The following is a 24,445-nucleotide window of genomic DNA, read 5'->3' on the forward strand; positions in this document are numbered from 1 at the left end:
GGTTATAAATGTAAAAGACCCATCCTCGCGGGATGAGTCTTAAAACAGCTAACAAATTGCTTATAAGGCGCCCACCTGGAGCATAGCCTGCTTAATCAATTCCAGTTCGGCGGACTGCGGCGCCACCAGCGGTAACCGCAAGGGGCCGGCGTCAAGGCCGAGTAAATTAACCGCCGTTTTTACCGGAATCGGATTCGTTGTGACAAACATCGCTTTAAAAAATGGCAATAATTCTAAGTGAAGGGCCTGTGCCTTTGCTAAATTACCGGCAAAAAAGGCGGTAACCATTTCTTGCATCTGCCTGCCGACAATATGAGCTGCTACACTAATGATTCCCGTCCCGCCAATGCCTAAAACCGGCAGCGCGAGACTGTCGTCACCGCTGTAAACGAGAAAATCCTGCGGCGTTGTACGGATAATCTCGGCTACTTGTTCTAAATTGCCGCTCGATTCTTTCACGGCAACAATATTGGGGATCTCAGCCAGTCTGGCAATAGTGGACGGTAAAATATTAGAAGCGGTACGGCCTGGCACGTTATAGACAATTAAGGGTAAATCCGTACTCGCCGCGATTGCTTTAAAATGTTGATAGAAACCCTCCTGGGGCGGTTTATTATAATAAGGCCCGACCAGCATGGCACCGTGAACGCCAATTTTTGCCGCCTCCTGCGTTGCCTCAATCGAAGCATGGGTATCGTTGCTGCCTGTGCCGGCAATTATTGTTGCTTTATCGCCGACAGCATCAAGAATTGTGGCAAAAAGCTGATTCTTTTCCGTTCTATTTAATGTAGCCGACTCCCCCGTACTTCCCGCCACAACCAATCCGTCCGATCCATGCGCTACCAGATACCGGGCCAATTGGGCGGCGGCTTCATAATTTACACTGTAGTCATCATGAAATGGAGTAACCATGGCCGTAAGTACTCGACCAAACTGCTTCATTCTTACCCCTCCTCAGTAATCTAACTATCCAAACCAAATTTAGCGTGTAATGCCGTTACGGCATCCTCAACATCTTCTTTATGGATTAATACGGAAATCGATGTATGGGAATCGACGGTTTGCAAAATCGTAATATTATTAGCGGACAAAGCCTCCACGAAGGTTGCCATAACACCCGGAACTTCCCGCATTCCGCCGCCAACGACTGATACCTTGGCGCAATTGTACAAAATCCCGGCCTTATAGCCTAAGTCCTGAATTCTGGTGCCGGCTTTTTCAGCAATTTCTTCACTTACAGTAAACATGATCTGACCGGGATGAACATTAATCAAATCAACACTGATACCGGCATCCGCCATAGCCCGGAATACTTTCGAACTGGCATTATAGGACTGGTCGGTAACGATCTCTATTTTGATCTGGGCCAGGCCGTTTACATAAGTCACACCGGTTGCCACCCGGTCGGCAACCGCATTGCCTCGGGTATCTTCTTTGGCAATGTTTGTTATTAAAGTTCCGGGAGTATCGGAAAAAGTTGATTTTACAACCAGGGGAATATTTTTTTGCATAGCAATTTCCACGGCCCGCGGATGAATCACTTTGGCGCCTTGATGTGCCAGTTGACACACTTCACCGTAGCTGATACAATCCAAAATTTTAGCATTATTCACAATGCGCGGATCGGCTGTCATGATTCCGTCCACATCCGTGTATATCTCCACCAGCTCGGCGTTTAAAGCGGCCCCCAGGGCAGAAGCCGTAGTATCGCTCCCCCCCCTGCCCAGGGTTGTGAATTCCCCGTCGGCAGTCATGCCCTGAAAACCGCAGACAATCGGAACTTTCCTCATCTTTAAAAGAGTGATTAACCGGGTAGGATCAACTTTTAAAATTCTGGCGCTGGTAAAATTATCATCCGTAATGATACCTGCCTGACCACCCGTTAACATGACTGCTTCCAAACCGGCATTCTGCAAAGTTGCCGTCATAACCACCGCTGAGATAATTTCGCCGCAATACATAATTTGATCCAATTCACGGACGGCAATATTCTTATATACTGATTTTGTCAAACCGAGCAGAGTATCGGTTGCATACGGCTCGCCCTTGCGCCCCATGGCCGAAACCACAACCACAGGATAAAATCCCTGTTCCCGTGCTTTTTCGATTTTGCCAAGTACCATGGCCCGCTTTTCCGGTGAAGCGACCGATGTTCCCCCGAACTTTTGTACAATTATCCGCATTCAACTACACCTCAAATTAAATTCTGGTCAATCATATGCTCGGCTATTTGCAAAGCATTCAAAGCCGCTCCTTTGCGAATCTGATCACCCACAACCCATAGATTTAAGCCATATTTGACTGTATGGTCCGGACGGATTCGTCCCACAAACACCTCATTCCGGTCCGAAGCAGTCAACGGCATAGGATAAAGCATTTCCGCCGGATCATCCTGAACAATCACCCCGGGGAAAGCAGCCAGTATTTCTTTCGTTTCTTCTATCGACAAGGGCCGTTTCATTTCAATATTAACGGATTCCGAATGACTCCGGTATACCGGCACCCGTACTGTAGTAGCCGTAATACCGATACTTGGATCATTCAGTATTTTGTGGGTCTCGTGAACCATTTTCATTTCTTCTTTCGTATAATTCTCCGCCACAAATACATCAATCTGCGGCAAAAGATTAAACGCAATCTGGTAATGTTTGGACAGACTGGCTCCCGGCAGGATAGTAGCCTTCACTTCCTGCTCTGCCATGACGGCTCTGGTTTGATCGGTGAGTTCATCAATCGCTTCTTTGCCGGCGCCGGACACGGCCTGATAGGTGGAAACCACAATCCGCTTAATGCCGGCTTTATCATAAATCGGTTTAAGGGCCATCACCATGATGATGGTCGAACAGTTCGGATTGGCGATAATTCCCTTATGTTTTTTTAATGCTTCCGGATTTACTTCCGGTACCACCAGGGGAACGTCCGGGTCCATCCGGAAAGCGCTGGAATTATCAATCACTACGGCGCCCCGTTTTACCGCCTCCGGGGCAAAAATCTTGCTGGCCGCCCCACCGGCAAATAAAGCAATTTGTACATCTTTAAACGAATCCGGTGCAGCTTGCTCGACGGTATACGTTTTTCCCCTGAAATCAATCTGTTTTCCGGCCGACCGTTCCGAAGCAAGCAGTTTCAGTTCATTATAGGGAAAATTGCGTTCGGCAATCAATTTAAGAAATTCCTGCCCTACAGCCCCGGTAGCGCCCAGTATGGCCACATTAAATTTTTTCATTCTCATCATCCCCTAAACTATTCCATTATATGTTCCAGCCCGCATATAAGGCCATCGACCGTTAACACTTTCTTACACGCCAAAATAACTCCCGGCATGAAGGATTCACGGGAAATCGAATCGTGCCGGATAGTTAAAGTCTGCCCCAAGCCGCCAAAAATTACTTCCTGATGGGCAACATATCCCGGCAGACGCACACTATGCAACCGAATACCGGCTAATTCCGCCCCTCGGGCTCCCATTAATTTTTCCGTCTCATCCGGATGGCCCTGCCGCAATACTCCGCGCTGTGCGGCGATTAATTCCGCCGTACGCAGCGCCGTACCTGAAGGAGCATCCAGTTTCTGGTCATGGTGCAGTTCAATGATCTCAACCTGCGGCAAATATTTCGCCGCCTCTTGCGACAACTTCATCATCAGAACCGCTCCGACCGAAAAGTTGGGCGATATAATTGCATTCACCTTAGTTTGTAAGCACAATTCCCTGATTTCACTTATATTATTCTCCGTCAAGCCAGTTGTTCCTACTACCGGACAAACGCCATTTTTTATTGCCAGCCGGATATTATTTAAAACGGAAACAGGATTGGTAAAATCGACCATCACTTGCGGTTTCGTCTCATTAATTACGGTTTGAAGATCATTACCGACAGGAATGCCGGTCTTCGCCACACCAATCAAATCACCAACATCGTCAAAGTTTGATTTGACGTCAACTGCTCCTACTAAGCTCAATTGTTCATCGCGATACACGGCTTTTATAACTTCCCGTCCCATTTTCCCGTATGCACCGCAGACCATAACCCTAATCAAATTATTCACTCCTTAAATAAAATAAAATAACCGGTGAGGCAAATCTCACCGGTTGTCACTCTTACAGACAACCCTGAACCACAACGAAAGAAAAGCAAAATTACCTGCTTTCTCCGCTATAGATGAGATAGCGCTCCACCAAAAATATTGGTGACAGTCTTAAGCCTATTCGACTTAAAACCAGTGCCAAGAATCCGGTAATTCTTCGCACTTCGGCGGTCAACCCTTTTCTTTCAGTTCATCAATACCACTCTCCCTGAAAGTACTTCTGTTGCCCGCACCTCTACTCCACCCTGTGCAGGATGATTTCTATTCATTTTACGTTTATTGTATAATATTGGTTCCATGACTGTCAAATAATTTTTATAAAAAAAACCGGGGATACATCCCCGGTCAGCGTGCGTTGTGGCTTTCAACATCTTGTGCTCCGTTTTGCCGTAAAATTTGGGCTGCTTGATTTACTTTTGTTGATTGGGTGCGAATAACCGCCAAAATTCCGCCGCGGGCCACTTCCTGCTCATAATGCTCGCTGGCTTCCGCCGGAATCCCCCAGTCAATCAAACCACCGGCAAGACCGCCGGCAACCGCTCCGCTCAAAGCGGCGGCAATCGGGCCGGCGGCAATAACCGGACCGATTCCAGGGATGGCCAACGCACCGGCACCAAGCAATAATCCGCCAATCCCGCCGATTGTGCCTCCCGTCATCGCGCCATCGGTTATATCATCATCCTGTACATCCCCGCCTTGCCCACGACGGTCTTTCGAGAGAATATTGATTTCCTCCGTGGAAAATCCCTGGCGGCGCAATTCCTCCACTGCTTTTTCCGCCTGGTCCCGGGTACTGAAAACACCAATAACGGCTTTAACTTGGCCTGAAGTTACCCTTTGCGGCGTGCCCATCTGATTAGCGCCATATTCCGCATTCGTATAACTGGTCGTTACCGTACCGGATTGCATGGGAGTTTGATTTGTATTTTCCGTCATAGCTTCCGCCTCCTAACATGTATGTTGCAAAATGCCATTGCAACTGCGATGTTAGGTTTCCCCTGTTACCAATTTTTATACATTGTTTTATTTTGCCAGACTTGATATAGACCGGCGGTCGTAGGCATTATTCAAATCGACAATAATCACTTCATCACCAACCCGGCGTACTGCCTGCCAGGGAATAAACGATCCATTCTGGTCGCCAAAAAAACCAAATAAATTATGCCGTTTAGGTAGTGTCAATCCTTGAATATGACCGGTTCTACTTTCGAAAGAAAGGTCACATTCGTCAATGGTTCCCAGTCTCGCCCCATCCCCCAGATTAATGACTTCCTTTCCGGACAATTCACTAATGCGCATATACTCATCACACTCCTTACTTTTTATCAATAAATTTTATAAATAAGGGCTGGATAATGGCAATTCCCAGCGCCGTAAGCGCCAACGGATCAAAGGCTACCTGAAACAGCAATATCTTATCAGGAATTTCCAGCTTTAAAAAGGCAACCAGCATGATAAAAGACAGATATACTCCACCAGCGGTAGCGACAAGCTCCTGCAAAGCAATGGAAAAGGGGGAAGCTTTGGTATCCGTCTGTTCGGCACTGTGCCGAAAGCGGTCGGCCCTGACCCACAAAGACCATAACGTGCCGCAAAGTATAATGATCAGTGCGCTCCACCCATACATTGCCTTCCCTCCACCAGCAAGCTTATTACATAAGTATGACTGCCGTCCGGTTTATATGTCCATTTATAGGAAAAACCACTGACACGGTTTTTCGGTAATTGGAAATTGGTAATTGGATTTTGGAATAAAAGACCACGATTCCATAAGAACTTGTTTGCAGGGTTCAGGGTGCGGGAAAATCCTCTGAAAATTGGCAGTCATCCCGGCAGAAGGATCGTCTTGTCATAAGCGGAGGTTAAGTGCCAACGGCGAAGCGTTGATAAGGCGATTCTTCTGCCGTTTTTCATAGAAAAGAATCCCCCTTGCCCATTTACCGCAGGAGAGATTCCAGATACCAAATATTTTTAAAAATTTTCTACTGACCGGTACTGCCTAGGCCGCCGGTCCGGGAAGCGCTAACTGTTTTTTCCTCATCCGCCCGCAAGTATTTATAAAAAATCCCCTGGGCAACTCTGGTCCCCTTGGTAATCCGGACCGCCTCCTCACCATGGTTAAAAACGGCAATTAATATATGCCCCTCATTCGTCTCATTGTTATAATAATCGGCGTCAATAATACCCTGGCCGTTTATCAGGCTAAGGGAATGTTTGATTGCCATACTGGACCGGATGTGAACACCGAAGAACTCATCGGCCTGCATATATACTTTTAAACCGGTAGGGATAAAAGATACTTTTTGCGGCGGCAATACTACATCCTGAGCGGCGGCGATATCATAACCCGCACTATAAGCCGTTTTTCGTTCCGGTAAGGGAATTCCGTCATTTTCATAACCGGAAATTTTGGCAAACCCTCGCAACATAACCGAACTCCCTTTCTTATATTTTTAAATCTGCCGGCAACTGTTCCCCCGAAACGGGGCCCAAAGCAGTCAAACTTAAAGCTTGCTGCAAAAACAGCCTGTCGCACATGTTTCTAAAATCAGCGAGCGAAACCTGTTCAATTTTCTCAATAATCTCTTCCAGCGTAATATATTTATTCATGGTAACTTCCATTTTACCGAGCCTCGACATCCGGCTGTTGGAACTTTCCAGGCCAAGCAGCAAACTGCCCTTTAACTGCTCTTTGGTTTTGACTAATTCGGCTTCGGTAATCCCCTGCCGGCACAGCTCTTTTATATTTTGCAGGATCAGTTCAATCACCTGTGATGCATTCCCCGGTCTGGTCCCGGCATAAATTGTCAGTAAGCCGGCGTCACTGTAATTGGTTTGATACGAATAGACGGAATAGGCCAAACCTCGTTCCTCCCGGATTGACTGAAACAGGCGGGAACTAATTCCACCGCCTAATATGTTGTTTAGGATATGTACGGTGTAAATGTCAGGCGAATTTTGCGGCACACTGCCGGTGCCCAGGCAGAAATGTACTTGTTCCGTATCTTTCGTTTGTACGGTATAAGCGGAAGTTAATACCGGCGGCAAAGCTAAAGAAGTCCTTTTCGTTCCCGTGAGACTGCCAAAAAACCTTTCCGCCAGAGCGGTTACTCCCTCGTGCGTAATATTGCCTGCCGCGGCAATAACCATATTATCTGGTGTATAAAAGCGCCGATAGTATTCCAGTACTTTAGTTCGGTTAAGCTCTTTCACTGACTGAACGGTTCCCAGGATATTCCGGCCTAATGTATGACCGGGCCATACATGATCCAAATAAAGATCATGTACCAATTCGTCCGGTGAATCTTCATACATATTGATCTCTTCCATTACGACTTCCCGTTCCCGTTCAATATCGGCCGGGTCAAATTTGGAAAAACACAACATATCGCTTAAAATATCCATGGCCAGCTCTGTGTGCGTGTCTAAAATCTTCATGTAATAGCAGGTGTATTCTTTGGCGGTAAAAGCATTCAATTGCCCGCCTACGGCATCTACCTGTTCCGCTATGTCTTTAGCGGAACGGCTGAGTGTTCCTTTAAATAATAAGTGTTCAATAAAATGAGAAACTCCATGGTTATCTTCCTCTTCATAGCGGGAGCCTGTGTTTACCCAAATCCCAAGCGTTACCGACTTGACATAAGGAATAGTTTCTGAAACGATCCGAATCCCGTTTGGCAATACAGATTTACGATACATAGAAAACTCCTTTTTTATAAAATATAAATAACATTCTGTCGATACGTGGGAAATCCTGCTTTTAATATTATATTCATTCCTATAAGGAAAAAACCAGGGATTCTTTCCTCCCTGGTTTATCAGATTACCGGCTACTGAAATAATTAACGATCCCGTTGAAAATGCCTTGCGCTATGCTGGCACGATACGTTGCGTCATGCAGCCGCGCCGCCTCTGTCGGATTGGAAACAAATCCCATCTCCAACAGCATTGCCGGCACAGGATTATTACGCAGTACATAGAAATTGGCCGGTGATACTCCCCTATTCACAGCATGGGTTTCTTTAACAACCGCATTTTGTACCGCCCTGGCTAAAGCAGATGATTTGCCATTGGGATAAAAGGACATAGTACCGGCAATACTGGGGTCGTCATTGTCGTTGGAGTGAATACTGACAAAAATATCAGCCTGATTTTCCTCAGCGATCGTTATCCTTGCCTGTAATTCCTGATCCAGCGTACTGCCTTCCGGTGCGACGGTACGGTCCGTATCCCGGGTCATAACGACTTTGGCCCCTGCCTGGCGCAATTTATCCCGCAACTTCAGACCCACGGCTAAATTATTATCGGATTCGCGGGTATTGTTGGCTACAGCGCCCGGATTACTGCCGCCATGACCGGGGTCAATCACAATCACTTTTCCTTGTAATACATTGCTATCCTGTCCGTCACTGCCTACTGGCGGCAACGGAGTCACTTTTACCGGCGAATCGGCTGTTGACGATTTGCTGCCAAACACATTTAAAATTGGATCCAGGATTTTGTTGAAGAGTAAGTCAATAACCTTGTCAATCAAACCCGTTCCGCCGGAACCGGGCACGGTCGACGCCGTCAGGACACTGGAGGCGTGGCCCGGTGGCGCCGCTTGGGTTGTGGGTAAAGGCAGGAGCAGCGTTAGCAACAAAATTCCCAATAGAATATGGGTCAATCGCTTTTTGTTATGCATTGAAACCTCCCCCAAATATAAAATAACATACCTACTTAATATAAGTGGTATGTAAAACAATAAAGATAGTTTTATGTAAACATGTTAACATAAATAAGCGATTTAAGCAATAAAAAATATAGGCATTTACATGCCTATATTTGTCAATCCAACACATCAGATACCGTTGTTATTTGATAGCCAAGTTTTTGTAATTCTTCAATCAAATCCGGCAGAGCCTTGGCTGTCGGTTCGGTTGGATGCATAAGGATAATTGCACCGTTATGAATTTTTTTCAGAACTCTCTTTTTTATAATATCTGCCGGTGGCCGTTGCCAATCAATCGTATCAATACTCCACATGATGGTTTTGTACCCTAATTCCTGGGCGGCTGACAAAACCGTATCGTTATACTCTCCATAAGGCGGCGCATAGAGCACGGTTTTCTTGCCGGTTATATTATTAATAAGATCCTGTGCCAGAATAATTTGTTCCTTATTTTTTTCTTTACTGAGAGTATTCGGGTGCGGGTGGCTATAGGTGTGGTTGCCCAGTTCATGCCCTCTGTCGGCAATCATCTTCAAAACGTCGGGATAGCGTTTAGCCCAGCTGCCGCCGATAAAGAAGGTGATCTTGCAATTGTATTTATCCAGCGTATTTAACATGTCGGGAAGAAACTCTTCCCCCCAGAATACATTACAGGCCAATGCCACTTTCGGCTTTGACTCATTCCCATGAAAGTATGGCTGGGGTACTGATGACGACTGATTGCTGAGCAGTGGCTGAAGGATGCCGGATAACATGGCCAGAAACAAGAAGATCCCCGTTGCAAAAACAACATACCATTGCGGAATCCGTACAGCCAAAAATATTTTCATTACCATCACTCTCCAATTGAACTTCCTTATTACTTAATGTATTAAGCAAGCAATTGTTTCATGATACGAAAGACCGCATAAAAAAACATAAACCGTTGGGTTTATGTTTTCTGAGGAAACTACTTATTCAGCTTCTTTTGGTTGTTCCACTTTTAGCAATTCCTTCCGGGATAAGTTGATCCGTCCTTGGCGGTCAATCTCGGTAACTTTAACCATGATCTCATCCCCTGGTTTTACAACATCCTCCACCTTCGCAACCCGCTCCCGTGCCAGCTGCGAAATGTGAACCAAGCCTTCTTTCCCCGGTAATATTTCCACAAACGCACCAAAATTCATTAAGCGGGTCACTTTTCCTAGATAAATACCGCCAACTTCCACATCCCGCACTAAATTCTCAATAATTTTTACTGCTTTCTGACCGGCTTCTACATCAACGGCAGCAATAAATACCTTACCGTCATCTTCGATATCAATGGTAACCCCAGTATCTTCAATGATCTTTTTAATAATTTTGCCGCCCGGTCCAATTACGTCCCGGATTTTGTCCGGGTCAATCTCCATAGTAATAATTCGCGGCGCATACGGTGAAAGTTCAGCCCGGGGCGTATCGATTACGGCCATCATTTTTTCCATGATATGCATCCGTCCGCGTTTGGCTTGTTCAAGAGCCGATTCCAAAATTTCTTTGGTAATGCCCGCAATCTTAATATCCATCTGGATTGCCGTAACCCCTTGGGTCGTACCGGCAACTTTAAAATCCATATCTCCCAGGGCGTCTTCCATCCCTTGTATGTCGGTCAAAATGGTGTAATGATCCCCTTCTTTGACCAGCCCCATGGCCACTCCGGACACCGGCGCTTTAATCGGCACCCCCGCATCCATTAGGGACAATGTGCTGCCACAAACGCTTCCCATGGACGTGGAACCGTTCGATTCCAATACTTCCGACACAACCCGGATGGTATACGGAAAATCTGTTTCTGATGGAATCACGGGCAATAAAGCACGCTCAGCCAAGGCACCATGGCCGATTTCCCGGCGGCCGGGCCCTCGTGAAGGTTTAGTCTCGCCAACGCTGAAAGCGGGAAAATTATAGTGATGCATGTACCGTTTCGATTCTTCAACACCGAGACCGTCCAAAATTTGTTCGTCACCAATTGCCCCTAAGGTCGCAATGGACAACACCTGTGTCTGTCCCCGGGTAAAAAGTCCCGATCCATGGGTCCGGGCCAGCACGCCCACTTCGCAGGTAATGGGACGCACCTCGTCTACTTTCCGCCCATCCGGCCGGATTTTGTCCACCGTAATCATACGGCGCACAATTTCTTTCAGAACTTTTTGCATGGTATAGGCTATTTCTTTTGCATTATCGGGATAAATCTCAGCGAAATGTTCCATCGCTTCATTTTTAACCTGTTTGATGTCTTCTTCCCGGGCAAGTTTATCCGAATTTGCCACAGCGACCTTTAGTTTTTCGGTTACATATTCCCTGACCGCCGCGTTAATTTCTTCCGGAACCTCATAAAGCGGCAGTTTCCGCTTCGGCTTACCTATTTTTTCCACAATTTTTTCCTGAAAAGCTACAATTTCCCGGATGACATCATGACCAAAACGAATGGCTTCCAGGATCACTGTTTCCGGCAATTCATTGGCTCCGGCTTCTACCATAAGTACAGCGTCCTTCGTGCCGGCGACTACCAGATTCATTTCACTTTGATTTTGCTGTTCGACAGTTGGGTTTATAATAAATTCCCCATTCATTCTGCCTACTCTCACGCCGGCAATCGGACCATTAAAAGGAATATCGGAAATAGACAGCGAACAGGACGCGCCGATCATCGCCGGTATATCAGGTGGATTATTCTGATCAACCGACATAACCGTAGCAACTACTTGCACATCATTTCTAAAACCTTCGGCAAACAACGGACGAATCGGACGGTCAATCAACCGGCCGGAAAGAATGGCCGCTTCACTGGGACGGCCTTCCCGTTTTATAAAGCCTCCGGGAATCTTACCTACGGAATATAGCCGCTCCTCATAATCAACAGTCAAGGGAAAAAAATCAATCCCTGCTCTTGGTTCGGCCGATGCAGTGGCGGTAACCATCACGGCGGTATCGCCGTAACGTACCAAAACTGCACCATTTGCCTGTTTAGCCATTTTGCCTGCTTCCAAAACAAGCAACCGGCCGCCAACTTCTAATTGAAAACTCTCCATATTTGGTTTTCCTCCTCTTCTTAAACCCCTTTTCTTTTTCCAAAGTTTAACTCTTCGACATTTTTCTTATTATTCCCTTTTTTATTCAAATCTAACCTGAATAAAATAAATAAAAGCGGGCATAACCCCGCTTTTAAATCCTGCATGTAATTATTTTCTGAGATTGAGCTTTTCAAGGATCGAGCGGTAACGTTCAATATCATCATCACGCAGGTAGTTTAATAAACCTCTGCGTTGACCTACCATTTTAAGTAGTCCGCGACGGGAATGATGATCTTTTTTGTGCTCCTTTAAATGTTCGGTCAGGTAGTTAATCCGCTCCGTCAAGATAGCAATCTGTACTTCCGGAGAACCGGTATCACTTTCATGGAGACGATACTTTTCAATCAACTGCTGCTTTTTTTCCGGTGTCAACACAATGGGTCACCTCCTTTTATTCACTATCCCCATTAGCCAAGACAATCGTTGGAGATTCGATGATCCTCGCTACGGTTCTGCTAATTATTCACACCAAAATCATTTTACCATAAACAAAAAATCCTGTAAATGGTCAATTTGGATTTAGCGGGATAGAATGTTAAAATACGACCGGACGGCGGCAACATCCTGCCCGATCTGACGTTTCAACTCATCCGTAGTAGCAAATCGGATCTCGGACCGGATGCGTTCGACAAATTCGACAGTAAGCACCTGTCCGTATAGATTCGCCGTATAATCCAGAATATATACTTCCAGTCTTCTTTCACTTCCCTGGAAAGTAGGATTTTTACCAATATTCGCTACTCCGTAATATTGGTTCTTTTGGTTATTCACCCGCACCGCATAGACCCCGTCGGCCGGCAAAACCAAATTGGCATCAACCGCCAGGTTGGCCGTGGGGTACCCCAGAGTACGGCCACGCTGGTCACCGGCAATTACGGTTCCGGTCACACACGGTAAACGCCCCAAGAGCATCGTTGCCTGCCTTATGTTGCCTTCCGTAATACATTGTCTGATTAACGTACTGCTGACAAGCATTGTCTCTACATAAACACTTTCATGGACTTCCACGGAAAAAGAATTTTCCCGCCCGGCCTGTTGCAATACGTCCGGCGTACCGGCACCCTGATAACCAAATGAATAATTGGGTCCGACCACAACATGCCTGGGTCCGAGATTGTCCGCCAACATCGTTATAAAAGCGGCCGGCGATAACCGCAGAAATTCTCTGGTAAATGGAATCGTTAATAAAACATCGACGCCTAATTTTTCAATCAGCGCCGCCTTATCCTGCTGTGATACAATTTGCGGCGGGCAATGCTCCGGTGCCAGCACGGCAAGAGGATGATTGCTGAAAGTAAATACAACGCTGGTACCACCTGAGGAACGAGCCAGATTTACTACCCGGGAAATAATCTTTTGGTGTCCCAGGTGTATACCGTCAAAGGTGCCTAACGCAACCGAGACAGCAGGGAAACTCCCCCTTAACTTTGTCATTTGGGTATATATCTTCATATCTTTCTCCTCGCATAACAACCTGGACCAAATCGCCACCCACATTTCGCACCCTAAACTTATAGCGACAATATTTCCCCCAATTTATAGCCACAAAGTAATAATTGATTTTTTATTTCGTTTAAAATTCCTTCAATATATCTTTCTCAGAGAAAATATTTTAAATGACAGAGGACTGCGAAAAGTGGGATTTTACCCCAAATTTAGTACTTTAACCGGTGTAAGATAAACGGAATCCGGCTGTTGCCGCCCAATCCCCACCAGACGATTCGAATGGTCATAAATTCGAAAAAGCCCGGCTGGGCTGCCGCCGGTTTCAACCGCCTGCCCATTTTGAAGCCGTTTGGCTGTTTCCGAATTTAAAGTAATTTGCGGCATATGACCCAGAGCATAATCAAGCGGCAGGATAACCGCCTCTTTTTGTTCGGCTATTTGCTCCAGTAAGACGGCATCCGCCAGCGTAAAATTCCCCACCCGGGTCCGGACTAAAAAAGACATCACCGCCGGATAACCCAGCTTTTGTCCGATATCCATGCATAACGAGCGGATATAGGTACCTTTTGAGCAGGTTACATCAAACAAAATGCCTGCCTCTGTTATTTTTATCAGTTGAATCGAATCGATAAAAATCGTGCGGGCTTCCCTTTCCACTGTCATTCCGGCGCGGGCCAGTTCATACATCTTCCGTCCTGCAACCTTGACTGCCGAATACATGGGAGGAATTTGCCGGGAGGTTCCGGCAAAGGAGGCCAGAACGGTTTCGATTTGTTCGGCGGCAATGCCCGGATACGGCGCCGAGCGGAGAACTTCCCCTGTATCGTCACCGGTGTCGGTTTCATAACCAAAGGTTAATTCGGCCCGATAGCTCTTGCTGCAATCGGTTGTGTATTCGATAATGCGGGTAGCTTGTCCCAAAAAAACCGGCAATACGCCGGCGGCGGCAGGGTCCAGCGTACCGGCATGACCGGCTTTTTTTTCTCCCAATGTGCGGCGGACAAAAGCTACAACATCATGAGAAGTCATGCCCGGCGGTTTCAGCACATTGATAATTCCCGTCATACCGGACTCTCCTTAAGCCGGGCAACGGCGGCGCCAATTATTTTTGTTTTGGCATCCTCCAGGGTTCCGTTCAGTGTGCACCCGGCAGCGCGGGCGTGACCGCCGCCGCCGAAAGCTAAGGCTAACCGGCTGACGTCGACATTTCTTGAACGCAGACTGACCCGTACCGTATTGGTATCCACGACTTTAAATAAGACGGCAATTTCCACCCCTTCAATATTGCGGGGATAATTAATGAATCCTTCCGTATTATCCGACGTAATCTGTCCCATTTCGGCCGACAGGGTAATGGTGGCAATCCTGCCTGCTTCATATAGTTGAAGAGTTGCTAATGCCTTGGTCAGCAAAATAATATTTGCCAGAGGGCGTGTATCCAAATGTTCAGCGATAACGTGCGGCTGAACACCGCATTCGATCAATTCCGCCGCATAACGCATCGTAGCGGCGGAAGTATTGGCGTAACGGAAAAACCCGCAATCCGTCGCAATTGCCGTATATAAACAAACCGCAATCTCCCGGGTGATTTTTCCATTCATCAGTCCCAATAACTTAAAAATGATTTCGCCGGTCGCGGCAGCTTCTGCGTCAACGTACCAATAATCGGCAAACCGGGTATTGGACAAATGATGGTCTAAGTTCAGGATGGGTGCGAAAACGGCTGTCTTAACCGCCCCGATCCGCTCCTCATCACTAGCGTCAAGTACGACCAGCAGGTCCGCATTCAGTCCGGAACGGGGCCGGACTATTTTCTCCTGGCCGGGAAGGTACTGGTATAATTTCGGCACGTCATCGTCGAGAAGCATCGTAACGTCCTTGCCTGCGGCCCTAAGCGAATGAAAGAGGGCAAGCATAGAGCCCAGACTGTCGCCGTCCGGATAAATATGGGCGGTCAGCACGATATTGGCAGCTCGTTCCAGCAATTCCGAAGCCTGCTTAAGTGAAATTTCCATCAGCGGCTGCCTTCCTCCTGCTTCAACTTAGTTAATAGTTCCTGAATGCGTGTGCTATAATCCAGGGAATCGTCAATATGCAGCGACAATTCCGGCGTTATCCGCAGCCGGATCCGTTTGCCGATTTCACTGCGTAAATAACCGATTGCGCTTTGCAATCCCTGCCAGGTAGCTACCTTCTGTTCATCATTTCCCATGAGGCTAAGATATACCTTAGCCGTATGTAAATCGCCGCTTACCTCCACGTGGGTGACAGTAACAAAGCCAACCCGCGGATCCTTCAGCTCAGTCAGTATAATTTTACTGATTTCCTGTTTAATAAATTCTTGGACTTTTTCCACCCGCAGTTGTCCCATATGATTCCCCCGCTTCCAAACTAACTGCTTTGTTTTACCAATTCCATCATATACGCTTCAATCACGTCGCCCTCTTTGATGTCCCGGAATTTTTCCATGGAAATTCCGCATTCATAGCCGGCGGCAACTTCTTTTACATCATCTTTAAACCGGCGCAAGGATTCCAGTTTGCCCTCATGCACCACAATCCCGTTACGAATAATACGAACCAGGGATGCGCTGGTAATCTTTCCTTCCAATACGTAGGAACCGGCGACAACCCCTTTGGGAATGGAGAATACTTTCCGGACCTCAATGCGCCCTAAAATAACCTCTTTGTACTCCGGCGCCAGCATGCCGGTCATGGCCGCTTCCACGTCGTTTATTGCTTCGTAAATAACCCGGTAAGACCGGATATCAATTTTTTCCGTTTCCGCTGCTTTCCGGGCATTGGCATCAGGCCGTACATTAAACCCGATAATCAAAGCATTGGATGCCGAAGCCAGCATAACGTCCGACTCATTGATTGCCCCTACCCCTGAGTGAACAATGCTCACCCGCACTTCTTTATTTCTCAACGACACCAGCGCTTGCTTTAACGCTTCGATAGAACCCTGAACATCCGCTTTCACGACAATATTCAGATCCTTGATGGCTCCCTCCTGGATCTGCTTGAACAAATCGTCCAGAGAAACTTTTTGCGACTCTTTCATTTCCTCGCTGCGCTTCTTGGCAACTCGCTTTTCAGCAACAGATCGGGCTATTTTCTCATCAACAGCCGCTAATACATCGCCGGCCATGGGAACATCATTTAATCCCAATACTTCTACCGGTGTGGAAGGTTCGGCCTTTTTGACCTTATCACCGCGGTCATTGATCATGGCCCGGACTTTGCCATAGGTCGTACCGGCGATGATCGAATCGCCGATTCGCAAGGTTCCTTTTTGTACTAAAACGGTAGCAACCGGTCCCCGGCCCTTATCCAGCTCCGCTTCGATAATTGTGCCATAGGCCAAGCGGTTCGGATTTGCCTTCACTTCCTGCATTTCAGCCACTAATAAAATCATTTCCAGCAAATCACTCAAGCCGGTTTTTTGGTGAGCCGAGACAGGCACCATGATCGTGTCGCCGCCCCAGTCTTCCGGCACTAAACCTTGTTCCGCCAGTTGTTGTTTAACCCGGTCGGGATTGGCTCCCGGACGATCCATTTTATTTATCGCGACAATAATCGGCACCTTCGCCGACTTGGCATGATTGATCGCCTCAACGGTTTGCGGCATCACGCCATCATCTGCTGCAACCACTAAAATGGCAATATCCGTTACCTGCGCCCCTCTGGCCCGCATGGAAGTGAACGCCTCGTGACCGGGAGTATCCAAAAACACGATCTTTTTTCCCTGGCATAGAACCTGATAGGCTCCAATATGCTGAGTTATGCCACCTGCTTCGTGAGCGGTAACATTGGTTTGACGGATGGCATCCAAGAGCGAGGTCTTACCATGATCGACATGTCCCATAACCGTCACTACGGGAGGACGTAAAACCAGACTGGCGGGATCGTCTTCGATTTCGGCAATTTCCGTCGGATCTTCCTCCGGCGGCAGTTCTTCCACGGTTATATCGTATTCACCTGCCAGAATGACGGCCGTATCCAAGTCAACTTCCTGATTGATCGTGGCCATGGTTCCCAACGTCATTAATTTTTTTATGATATCACTAACTTCCCGGCCCATCTTACCGGCAAGTTCTTTTACCGTAACCGGCCCGCCCAGTTTAATAATTTTCGGTTTTGGCGGTTCTTGCTTGGCAGCCGGATTTGGCACCGCGGTATTCATGCCGGGTTTATTCGCCTGATGCCGGTTATGCCCGGACGGTCTATTTCCTCCAGTCGGTCTATTTCCACCGAACGGTCTATTTCCTCCGGCTGGTCTATTTCCTCCGGACGATCTATTTCCACCGGCTGGTCTATTTCCTCCGGCTGTATTCCCGCCCGGACCGGCTTGATGAAACCGGTCCCGGTTCTGCTGCGGTTGAAATTGATTACCGCCGGTTTTTGCAGGCTGTTGGGCCTGTTCCGGCCGTGGTGCTCCACCAAAGGCCCGGTTCTGATTTTGTTGTCCGGGGGTTCCAAAACCACCCCTGGGCTGTTGCCGAAATGGTCCCTGTTGCTGGCCTTGATTCGGCCGTTGCTGATGGGGAAAATTCGGACCGGACCTTCTTGCATCCTGAGCCCCTTTAACCTGGGTATGCGCTTCAGCCTGCCGGTTCATCGCTCCTTGCTGATTATATCCTTGCTGATTATGTACCGGTGGTCTGTTTTGCCCGCGCTGCTCCGGTCTCTGACCGGGCTGCCAAGGCCGGTGATTTTGCCTTTCGGCCCGGTCGGAAACCGGACCGCCTGCGGATTGCGCCGACGGCGCCGGGCCGTGACTTACGGAACTGGTTTCCTTTTTCTCGCCGGCCGGTTCCGCTGCCCCCGTTTTACGGGCAAACGTACGGTCAATAACAATCTTCGCGTCTTCATCCACACTGCTCATATGATTTTTCGCTACCATATTGTGCCGTGCCAGAATATCTATAATTACTTTACTTGTTGTATCAAACTCTTTAGCTAATTCATAGATCCTGTATTTAGACATTGATCCACCCCCAATTTTCTTTCTCCCGGAAAAAACTCACTGGTCTGTTTTTTCTATCATCCTTTTTATGGCATCACAAAAACCAACATCAAGTACGGCAACGGAAGCCCGGTGCATTTTCCCCGTGGCACTGCCTAACTGTTCTTTGGATGCGACTTCATAATGAGCAACCTGATAAAACGCCGTCATACTGCGAAAGCGGTCTTTGGTATTAGCCGAGGCATCGGCGGCAATCAACACCATTTTGGCCTTCCCGGCTTTCACCGCCTTCTCTACGGCAAATTCTCCCGTAACAAGCTTTCCAGCCTTTTGGGCCAACCCTAACAGGGATATAAGTTTCGCTTCCTTCATATTTTTATAATACCCTGGCGCAATTGTTCATAAACTTCCGGCGCAATAACCTGATTTAAAGCCCGTTCCAGTTTCTTTTCTTTAAAGGCTTTATTTAAACACGCTTCGCAGCTGCATACATAAGCCCCGCGCCCCGCTTTCTTCCCGGTGGGATCCAGTAAAACCTCTCCCGCCGGCGTACGTACCACCCGCATTAATTCTTTCTTATTTTTCATTTCTTGACAGCCGACACATAGTCGCTGAGGAATCTTTTTCGGTTTCATTCTGTTTCCTCCTCTCGCATTATGTGGCAGACTGAATTTGCGACTCGCTCTTAATGTCTATTTTCCAGCCGGTTAATTTGGCGGCCAGCCGGGCATTTTGCCCCTCCTTGCCAATTGCCAGGGACAGTTGATAGTCCGGCACAACCACTTTGGATATTTTTTCAATTTCGTTAACATCAACCGACAGTACTTTGGCCGGACTTAGCGCACTGGCAATATATTTGGCCGGATCATTATTCCATTTAACAATATCTATTTTTTCGCCTTTTAATTCGTTAACAATTGTCTGTACGCGCATCCCTTTGTGTCCAACACAAGCTCCTACGGGATCCACATTTTCGTCCCGGGAATGAACCGCAATTTTAGAGCGTAACCCCGGTTCCCGGGTAACCGATTTAATTTCAACTACGCCATCATGAATTTCCGGAACTTCCAGCTCAAATAACCGCTTCAATAAACCGGGATGAGTCCGGGATACCAGAATTTGCGGCCCCTTGGTGGTTTTCTTCACTTCAATAATATAAGTCTTTAGCCGGTCTCCGTGCCGGTATGCCTCACCCGGAATCTGTTCCGACGACGCCAAAATAGCTTCCGCTTTGCCCAAATCAATAAATACATTTTTTTGTTCCAGACGTTGCACAATACCGGTAACGATGTCACTTTCCCGGTTGGAAAATTCTTCGAAGACAATACCCCGTTCCGCCTCCCGGATTCGCTGAACGACCACCTGCTTAGCGGTCTGGGCGGCAATACGGCCAAAATTTTTCGGTGTTACTTCCAACTCTACTACATCGTCCAATTCATAACGTAAATCAAGGGAACGGGCCTCGGCCAGCGAAATTTCCAGACGGGAATCCTGCACTTCTTCCACAACGATTTTCCGGGCATAGACATGGATTTCCCCGGTACTTCGATCCAAAAATACTCTTACATTTTGAGCTGAGCCAAAATTCCGTTTGTAAGCTGAAATCAGCGCCGCTTCAATTGCATCAAATACAATCTCCGCCGCAATTCCTTTTTCCCGCGCTAATTGTTCAAAAGCTTGCATAAATTCGGCATTCATCTGAATCCCCCTATTAAATTTTTATTTGAAATCTAAAAATCAATATGCAATCTCACTTGCGAGACTTTTTCCTGCGCTATGCTGGTTTCCGTCCCGTCCATATTGATGGTTATATTGCCGTCATTCAGGCCCAGTAAAGTGCCGGTGAACATTTTGCGCCCGTCTAACGGCGCAAACATATGAACATCCACTGTTTCCCCGCGATAACGGGTAAAGTCAGCCTCTTTTTTTAACGGCCGGTCCAGTCCCGGTGACGAAATTTCCAGATAATAACTATCCCGGATAGGGTCAAGACGGTCCAGTTCACTTTCCAGTTTTTCACTAACCCACTGACAGTCTTCCACTTCAATACCGCCCAGTTTATCAAGAAAAACCCGCAAATACCAATCCCGCTCTTTGACATATTCGACATCAACCAATTCCAGTCCGGTATTGGTGATTATATTGCCAACTAAATTCGCCACCAGTTGTTCAATCTGTTCCCTCGCCAATTCAATCCCCCATTTCCTGCTACGAGTATTCCTCATCACCCGTATTCCCTACTATTGTTGCCTAAGCATGCTCATACTTATACCTTGTTGGAAGAGTAAACCAGTATAAGATGAAAGAGTGGGTATATACCCACTCTTGTCATGCACCACACTTGTAACTATATGTAGTATAACACTCAAGGATTAATTTTACAATATACAATTCAAAAATCAGGCAAACAACATAATCTGGTCGGTTTCCGGCAAATCATCCAAACAACCGTGTTCTTTCAAAATATCAATAACGGTCTTCGACACGCGACTGCGTACACGAAGGTCCTCCTGCGAGGAGAAGGGCCGCGGTTCCCGGGCCTGGACGATATTGCGGGCTGCCGTATCTCCCAGTCCCTCTAAGGCTGCCAATGGCGGCAATAAACCATTCCCGGCAATTAAGAATTTAGTGGCATGCGACTCATAAAGGGAAACTTTTTGAAAAGAGAAATTGCGCAGATACAGTTCCAGAGTCATTTCCAAAATAGTTTGCAATCCCTTTTCCTTAGCCGTCAAATCATTGCCCCGCTCCTCAAATTCGGATAATTTAGCCCTGATGGCTGCCTCTCCCTTAACAATTAAGCCGGCATCAAATTCAGTAGCCCGGACAGTGAAATAAGCCGCATAAAAAGCCAACGGATAATGCACTTTGCAATAAGCAATGCGGACAGCCATCATGACATAGGCGACCGCATGCGCTTTCGGAAACATGTATTGTATTTTCCGGCAAGATTCAATGTACCACTGGGGAACCCCCTGGTCCAGCATTTTCTGAATATCTTCCTCCTTAATCGATTTACCTTTTCCTTTACGCACCATTTCCATCGTTTGAAAGGCCATTTTAGGCGGCAGCCCTTTTTGAATCAAATAGATCATAATATCATCACGGGCAGAAATTGCCTCCGACAACTTGGCAATGCCGTTCTTTATCAAATCCTGTGCATTATTAAGCCAAACGTCCGTACCATGAGAAAATCCGCTGATACGAACCAATTCGCTAAATTTGCGCGGCTTCGTATCTTCCAGCATCTGACGGACAAACTTAGTACCAAATTCGGGAATGCCAAAAGTCCCAACGGTACTGCCCAATTGTTCGGGGGTCAAACCTAACGCTTCCGTGGAGGAAAACAGGCTCATTGTTGCCGGATCATCAAAAGGAATTGTTTTCGCATTCCGTCCGGTCAGGTCTTCCAGCATTCTAATGACGGTGGGATCATCATGACCTAATATATCCAGCTTAACCAACCGGCTGCTGATGGAATGATAATCAAAATGAGTCGTGATGGTGCTGGACGAATTTTTATCCGCCGGATATTGAATGGGCGTAAAATGATGCACATCCATATCACGGGGTACAACCATGATTCCCCCGGGATGCTGTCCCGTGGTCTGCTTGACTCCGCCGCAGCCGGACACAAGTTTATTGACCCGGGCGTTACGGACCATTGTATTTTTTTCGCTAAAATATTTTTTTACAAATCCATACGCTTTTTTATCGGCAATGGTTGAAATCGTACCGGCTCTGAATACATTGTCCTTGCCAAACAACTCTTCCGTATATTTATGGGCAACGGGCTGATAATCGCCGGAGAAATTAAGGTCAATATCCGGTACCTTATCTCCGTTGAACCCCATAAAAACAGCGAACGGAATATCATGGCCGTCTTTTTTCATCTCCATATTACAAGCCGGACACTTTTTATCCGGCAAGTCAAAGCCGCTGCCATAACTGCCGTCGGTTACAAATTCGCTGTGCTTGCACTCGGGACATCGCCAGTGCGGCGGCAAAGGGTTGACCTCGGTAATATCCGTCATGGTGGCTACAAACGAGGAACCTACCGAACCCCGCGAACCGACCAGATAGCCGTCATCCAGCGATTTTTTTACCAATTTATGGGCTATAAGATACAACACGGCAAAACCATGGTTAATAATCGAGTCCAGTTCCAATTTAAGACGCGCCGCCACAATCTCAGGCAGCTCCTTGCCATATAGAGCGGCTGCTTTGGCATAAGCCATAGACTGGATTTGTTCTTCCGCCCCCGGAATTTGCGGCGAGTACAATTCGTCGGGGATCGGTTTTATGACTTCAATCCTGTCATTAATTTGCCGTGGGGTTTCCACAACGACCTCGTAAGCTTTGTCCTTTCCCAGGTAATCAAACTCCGCCAGCATTTCCTCGGTGGTGCGGAAATAAAGCGGCGGTTGTTTGTCGGCATCCGAATATCCCTGGCCGGCCATAAGAATCGCACGGTAAATATGGTCTTCCGGATTTAAGAAATGAACATCGCAGGTTGCAACTACCGGCTTGTTCAGCCGTTCGCCAATTTGGCATACTCGCCGGTTAATCTGCCGCAGTTCTTCTTCACTGCCGACTTTTCCTTCGCGCAATAAAAAGGCATTATTCCCCGTCGGCTGAATTTCCAGATAATCATAATAAGCAGCAATCTGGTCCAATTCCGCATCGGTGGCGCCATGCAGCATGGCCTGAATCAGATCCCCCGCCTCGCAGGCGGAACCAAAAAGCAGGCCTTCCCGGTGTTCCGTCAGAACGGCCCGGGGAATTCGGGGCTTCCGATGCAGGTATTTCAGATGGGACAAGGATACCAGCCGGTACAAATTGCGCAGACCAACGCTGTTTTGAACCAAAATTACGATATGTCTGGCCTGATTGATATCTTGTTCAAACAAGTAGCCTTCCATCCCGTAAATTACTTTAATTCCGGCCTTGGCCGCTTCTTCTTGGGCTTCGGGAAACGCTTGCACTACGCCGTGGTCGGTTATGGCAACGGCGGGATGACGCCATTTGGCCGCCGTCTTAATAAGGCTTTTTACCGCCACAACGGAGTCCATACTGCTCATACGGGTATGCAAGTGCAGTTCGACCCGGGGAGTATCGGCGGTATCCAGCCGTTCCGGTTTTATCACTTTGCAGATGCTGTCAGGGTACATCATCAGTTCATCCGAATATTTATCGTTCCGCACCATTCCCTTAAGGCGGACCGTCATTCCGTCCCGCAGTTCTTCCATTATTTTGCCGGCTTGTTCTTTATCCTGGTCTTTAAAAAATACCTTGCAGCTAATCCCGTCCGTTCCATCAACCAGGTCAAAGGTAACAATGCTATTTCCCGTCCGAAATTCCGTTAATTTTACATTTAATATTTCGCCTTCAAAGACAATGTTACGGTCTTCCTCCTGGACGGTAGAAATCTCTACAGGCATATCTTTAATATTTCTTCCTAAAATGATATCATTGCCCTTATCTTTTTTCTTGGTTTCCGGTGGTGACGTGCACTCGTTCAAGGCCGCCATATATTCCGGCGTCAGGTAATCCTCCTCGCATAGTGTCTGTTCACTGCCAACGGCGCCGGCTGTAAACGTTACACCACAGGAACGTCCGAATTCGCGGAGAAAATATTCCTTGATCTCGCGGTCCACATTTCTTCCGTGCAGCATTTCAACTGCCCAATCACCCAATGTTTCAATGATTAATTCTTTGCCGTCAAAAGTGTGTTGCGCTGTTGTTAAGATATGCTTCACCGACGGATTATTCCCGGCGATTTGCCGGGTAAAGTCATTCCACTGCCGCTCTAAATAATCTTCCAGTTTTTTGATTTGCTGAATAAAAATAACTTTGGTTACCTCACAGCTTTGGCACAAACTGTCTTCCGCCAATTTTATGATTGCCGCCGGCAACTGCTGGGGCGTACTGACAAATATTTTCCAGCGTTCCAGACGGGTATTAATTTCAACTTTTTTAACCAGGCATTGTGTTAATAGCTCCCGGTGGTGTTGCGCTGCCGGTACATTCTCCAGGAATCCCCAGATACTCTGACAGTGCTCCGGGATCAGGCAATACTCAGACATAAACTTCTCTCCACTCGAAAATAAAATACGTTTCACATTGCTGCGGTCTTCTGCCA

The 24,445-nt window shown here is 47.2% G+C and carries 23 protein-coding genes and 1 riboswitch; all 23 genes read right to left on the reverse strand.

The genetic code is table 11. The annotated features are described in order from the left end of the window. Positions 1 to 60: 60 nt before the first annotated feature. The 23 genes from dapA to LUCIF_RS16380 all read right to left on the reverse strand — a co-directional run bounded on the left by dapA (position 61) and on the right by LUCIF_RS16380 (position 24,389). Positions 61 to 942 (reverse strand): 4-hydroxy-tetrahydrodipicolinate synthase, encoded by an 882-nt coding sequence (gene dapA / locus LUCIF_RS16270; RefSeq protein WP_122628944.1) that lies wholly within the window; start codon positions 940 to 942, stop codon positions 61 to 63. Positions 943 to 962: 20 nt separating this feature from the next. Then, positions 963 to 2,183, reverse strand: a complete 1,221-nt coding sequence (gene dapG, locus LUCIF_RS16275; RefSeq protein WP_122628945.1) for an aspartate kinase — start codon at positions 2,181 to 2,183, stop codon at positions 963 to 965. A gap of 11 nt (positions 2,184 to 2,194) precedes the next feature. Further along, positions 2,195 to 3,226 carry an aspartate-semialdehyde dehydrogenase gene (locus LUCIF_RS16280; protein ID WP_122628946.1) on the reverse strand — a complete coding sequence of 344 codons (1,032 nt, stop codon included), beginning with the start codon at positions 3,224 to 3,226 and terminating at the stop codon, positions 2,195 to 2,197. A gap of 17 nt (positions 3,227 to 3,243) precedes the next feature. Continuing rightward, positions 3,244 to 4,038, reverse strand: a complete 795-nt coding sequence (dapB, locus tag LUCIF_RS16285; RefSeq protein ID WP_122628947.1) for a 4-hydroxy-tetrahydrodipicolinate reductase — start codon at positions 4,036 to 4,038, stop codon at positions 3,244 to 3,246. Between the two features lie 120 nt (positions 4,039 to 4,158). Next, positions 4,159 to 4,332: riboswitch (Lysine riboswitch) on the reverse strand. A gap of 99 nt (positions 4,333 to 4,431) precedes the next feature. After that, positions 4,432 to 5,022 carry a general stress protein gene (locus LUCIF_RS16290; protein WP_122628948.1) on the reverse strand — a complete coding sequence of 197 codons (591 nt, stop codon included), beginning with the start codon at positions 5,020 to 5,022 and terminating at the stop codon, positions 4,432 to 4,434. 87 nt (positions 5,023 to 5,109) lie between these two features. Beyond that, positions 5,110 to 5,385 (reverse strand): YlmC/YmxH family sporulation protein, encoded by a 276-nt coding sequence (locus tag LUCIF_RS16295; protein ID WP_122628949.1) that lies wholly within the window; start codon positions 5,383 to 5,385, stop codon positions 5,110 to 5,112. 16 nt (positions 5,386 to 5,401) lie between these two features. Next, entirely contained in the window at positions 5,402 to 5,713 is a 312-nt protein-coding gene (locus tag LUCIF_RS16300) for a hypothetical protein (RefSeq protein WP_122628950.1), read from the reverse strand. Positions 5,714 to 6,068: 355 nt separating this feature from the next. After that, positions 6,069 to 6,515 (reverse strand): dUTP diphosphatase, encoded by a 447-nt coding sequence (gene dut / locus LUCIF_RS16305; RefSeq protein ID WP_122628951.1) that lies wholly within the window; start codon positions 6,513 to 6,515, stop codon positions 6,069 to 6,071. A 16-nt stretch (positions 6,516 to 6,531) separates the two neighbouring features. Further along, a complete protein-coding gene (locus LUCIF_RS16310) occupies positions 6,532 to 7,785 on the reverse strand; it encodes a M16 family metallopeptidase (RefSeq protein ID WP_122628952.1) in 1,254 nt (417 codons plus the stop codon). A gap of 124 nt (positions 7,786 to 7,909) precedes the next feature. Beyond that, the gene (locus tag LUCIF_RS16315; RefSeq protein WP_122628953.1) at positions 7,910 to 8,770 is read right to left on the reverse strand and encodes an N-acetylmuramoyl-L-alanine amidase family protein; all 861 of its coding nucleotides are present in this window, start codon (positions 8,768 to 8,770) and stop codon (positions 7,910 to 7,912) included. 143 nt (positions 8,771 to 8,913) lie between these two features. Continuing rightward, on the reverse strand, positions 8,914 to 9,627 hold the full coding sequence (locus LUCIF_RS16320) for a polysaccharide deacetylase family protein (protein ID WP_122628954.1): 714 nt from the start codon (positions 9,625 to 9,627) through the stop codon (positions 8,914 to 8,916). A 123-nt stretch (positions 9,628 to 9,750) separates the two neighbouring features. Further along, positions 9,751 to 11,847, reverse strand: coding sequence for a polyribonucleotide nucleotidyltransferase (locus tag LUCIF_RS16325; RefSeq protein ID WP_122628955.1), 2,097 nt, complete (start codon positions 11,845 to 11,847; stop codon positions 9,751 to 9,753). 150 nt (positions 11,848 to 11,997) lie between these two features. Then, a complete protein-coding gene (rpsO, locus tag LUCIF_RS16330) occupies positions 11,998 to 12,264 on the reverse strand; it encodes a 30S ribosomal protein S15 (protein WP_122628956.1) in 267 nt (88 codons plus the stop codon). 144 nt (positions 12,265 to 12,408) lie between these two features. Then, positions 12,409 to 13,323: a bifunctional riboflavin kinase/FAD synthetase gene (locus LUCIF_RS16335; protein ID WP_207857848.1), complete on the reverse strand. Its 915-nt coding sequence runs from the start codon at positions 13,321 to 13,323 to the stop codon at positions 12,409 to 12,411. A gap of 210 nt (positions 13,324 to 13,533) precedes the next feature. Continuing rightward, positions 13,534 to 14,400: a tRNA pseudouridine(55) synthase TruB gene (gene truB, locus LUCIF_RS16340; protein WP_122628958.1), complete on the reverse strand. Its 867-nt coding sequence runs from the start codon at positions 14,398 to 14,400 to the stop codon at positions 13,534 to 13,536. Beyond that, positions 14,397 to 15,350 carry a DHH family phosphoesterase gene (locus tag LUCIF_RS16345; protein ID WP_122628959.1) on the reverse strand — a complete coding sequence of 318 codons (954 nt, stop codon included), beginning with the start codon at positions 15,348 to 15,350 and terminating at the stop codon, positions 14,397 to 14,399. The genes truB and LUCIF_RS16345 overlap by 4 nt, the downstream gene beginning before the upstream one ends. After that, the gene (gene rbfA, locus LUCIF_RS16350; RefSeq protein WP_122628960.1) at positions 15,350 to 15,706 is read right to left on the reverse strand and encodes a 30S ribosome-binding factor RbfA; all 357 of its coding nucleotides are present in this window, start codon (positions 15,704 to 15,706) and stop codon (positions 15,350 to 15,352) included. Before rbfA ends, LUCIF_RS16345 begins: the two co-directional genes overlap by 1 nt. Before the next feature lie 20 nt (positions 15,707 to 15,726). Continuing rightward, the gene (infB, locus tag LUCIF_RS16355; RefSeq protein ID WP_122628961.1) at positions 15,727 to 18,324 is read right to left on the reverse strand and encodes a translation initiation factor IF-2; all 2,598 of its coding nucleotides are present in this window, start codon (positions 18,322 to 18,324) and stop codon (positions 15,727 to 15,729) included. Between the two features lie 36 nt (positions 18,325 to 18,360). After that, positions 18,361 to 18,675, reverse strand: coding sequence for a L7Ae/L30e/S12e/Gadd45 family ribosomal protein (locus LUCIF_RS16360; RefSeq protein ID WP_122628962.1), 315 nt, complete (start codon positions 18,673 to 18,675; stop codon positions 18,361 to 18,363). Then, positions 18,672 to 18,938, reverse strand: a complete 267-nt coding sequence (gene rnpM, locus LUCIF_RS16365; protein ID WP_122628963.1) for an RNase P modulator RnpM — start codon at positions 18,936 to 18,938, stop codon at positions 18,672 to 18,674. The genes LUCIF_RS16360 and rnpM overlap by 4 nt, the downstream gene beginning before the upstream one ends. A gap of 19 nt (positions 18,939 to 18,957) precedes the next feature. Further along, entirely contained in the window at positions 18,958 to 20,001 is a 1,044-nt protein-coding gene (gene nusA / locus LUCIF_RS16370; RefSeq protein ID WP_122628964.1) for a transcription termination factor NusA, read from the reverse strand. A gap of 32 nt (positions 20,002 to 20,033) precedes the next feature. Continuing rightward, positions 20,034 to 20,492: a ribosome maturation factor RimP gene (gene rimP, locus LUCIF_RS16375; RefSeq protein ID WP_122628965.1), complete on the reverse strand. Its 459-nt coding sequence runs from the start codon at positions 20,490 to 20,492 to the stop codon at positions 20,034 to 20,036. Positions 20,493 to 20,702: 210 nt separating this feature from the next. Continuing rightward, positions 20,703 to 24,389, reverse strand: a complete 3,687-nt coding sequence (locus LUCIF_RS16380) for a PolC-type DNA polymerase III (protein ID WP_122628966.1) — start codon at positions 24,387 to 24,389, stop codon at positions 20,703 to 20,705. Between the last annotated feature and the right edge of the window lie 56 nt (positions 24,390 to 24,445).

This window comes from Allolucifera butyrica (assembly GCF_900476375.1).
GTDB classification, from domain to species: domain Bacteria; phylum Bacillota; class Negativicutes; order Sporomusales; family UPPP01; genus Lucifera; species Lucifera butyrica.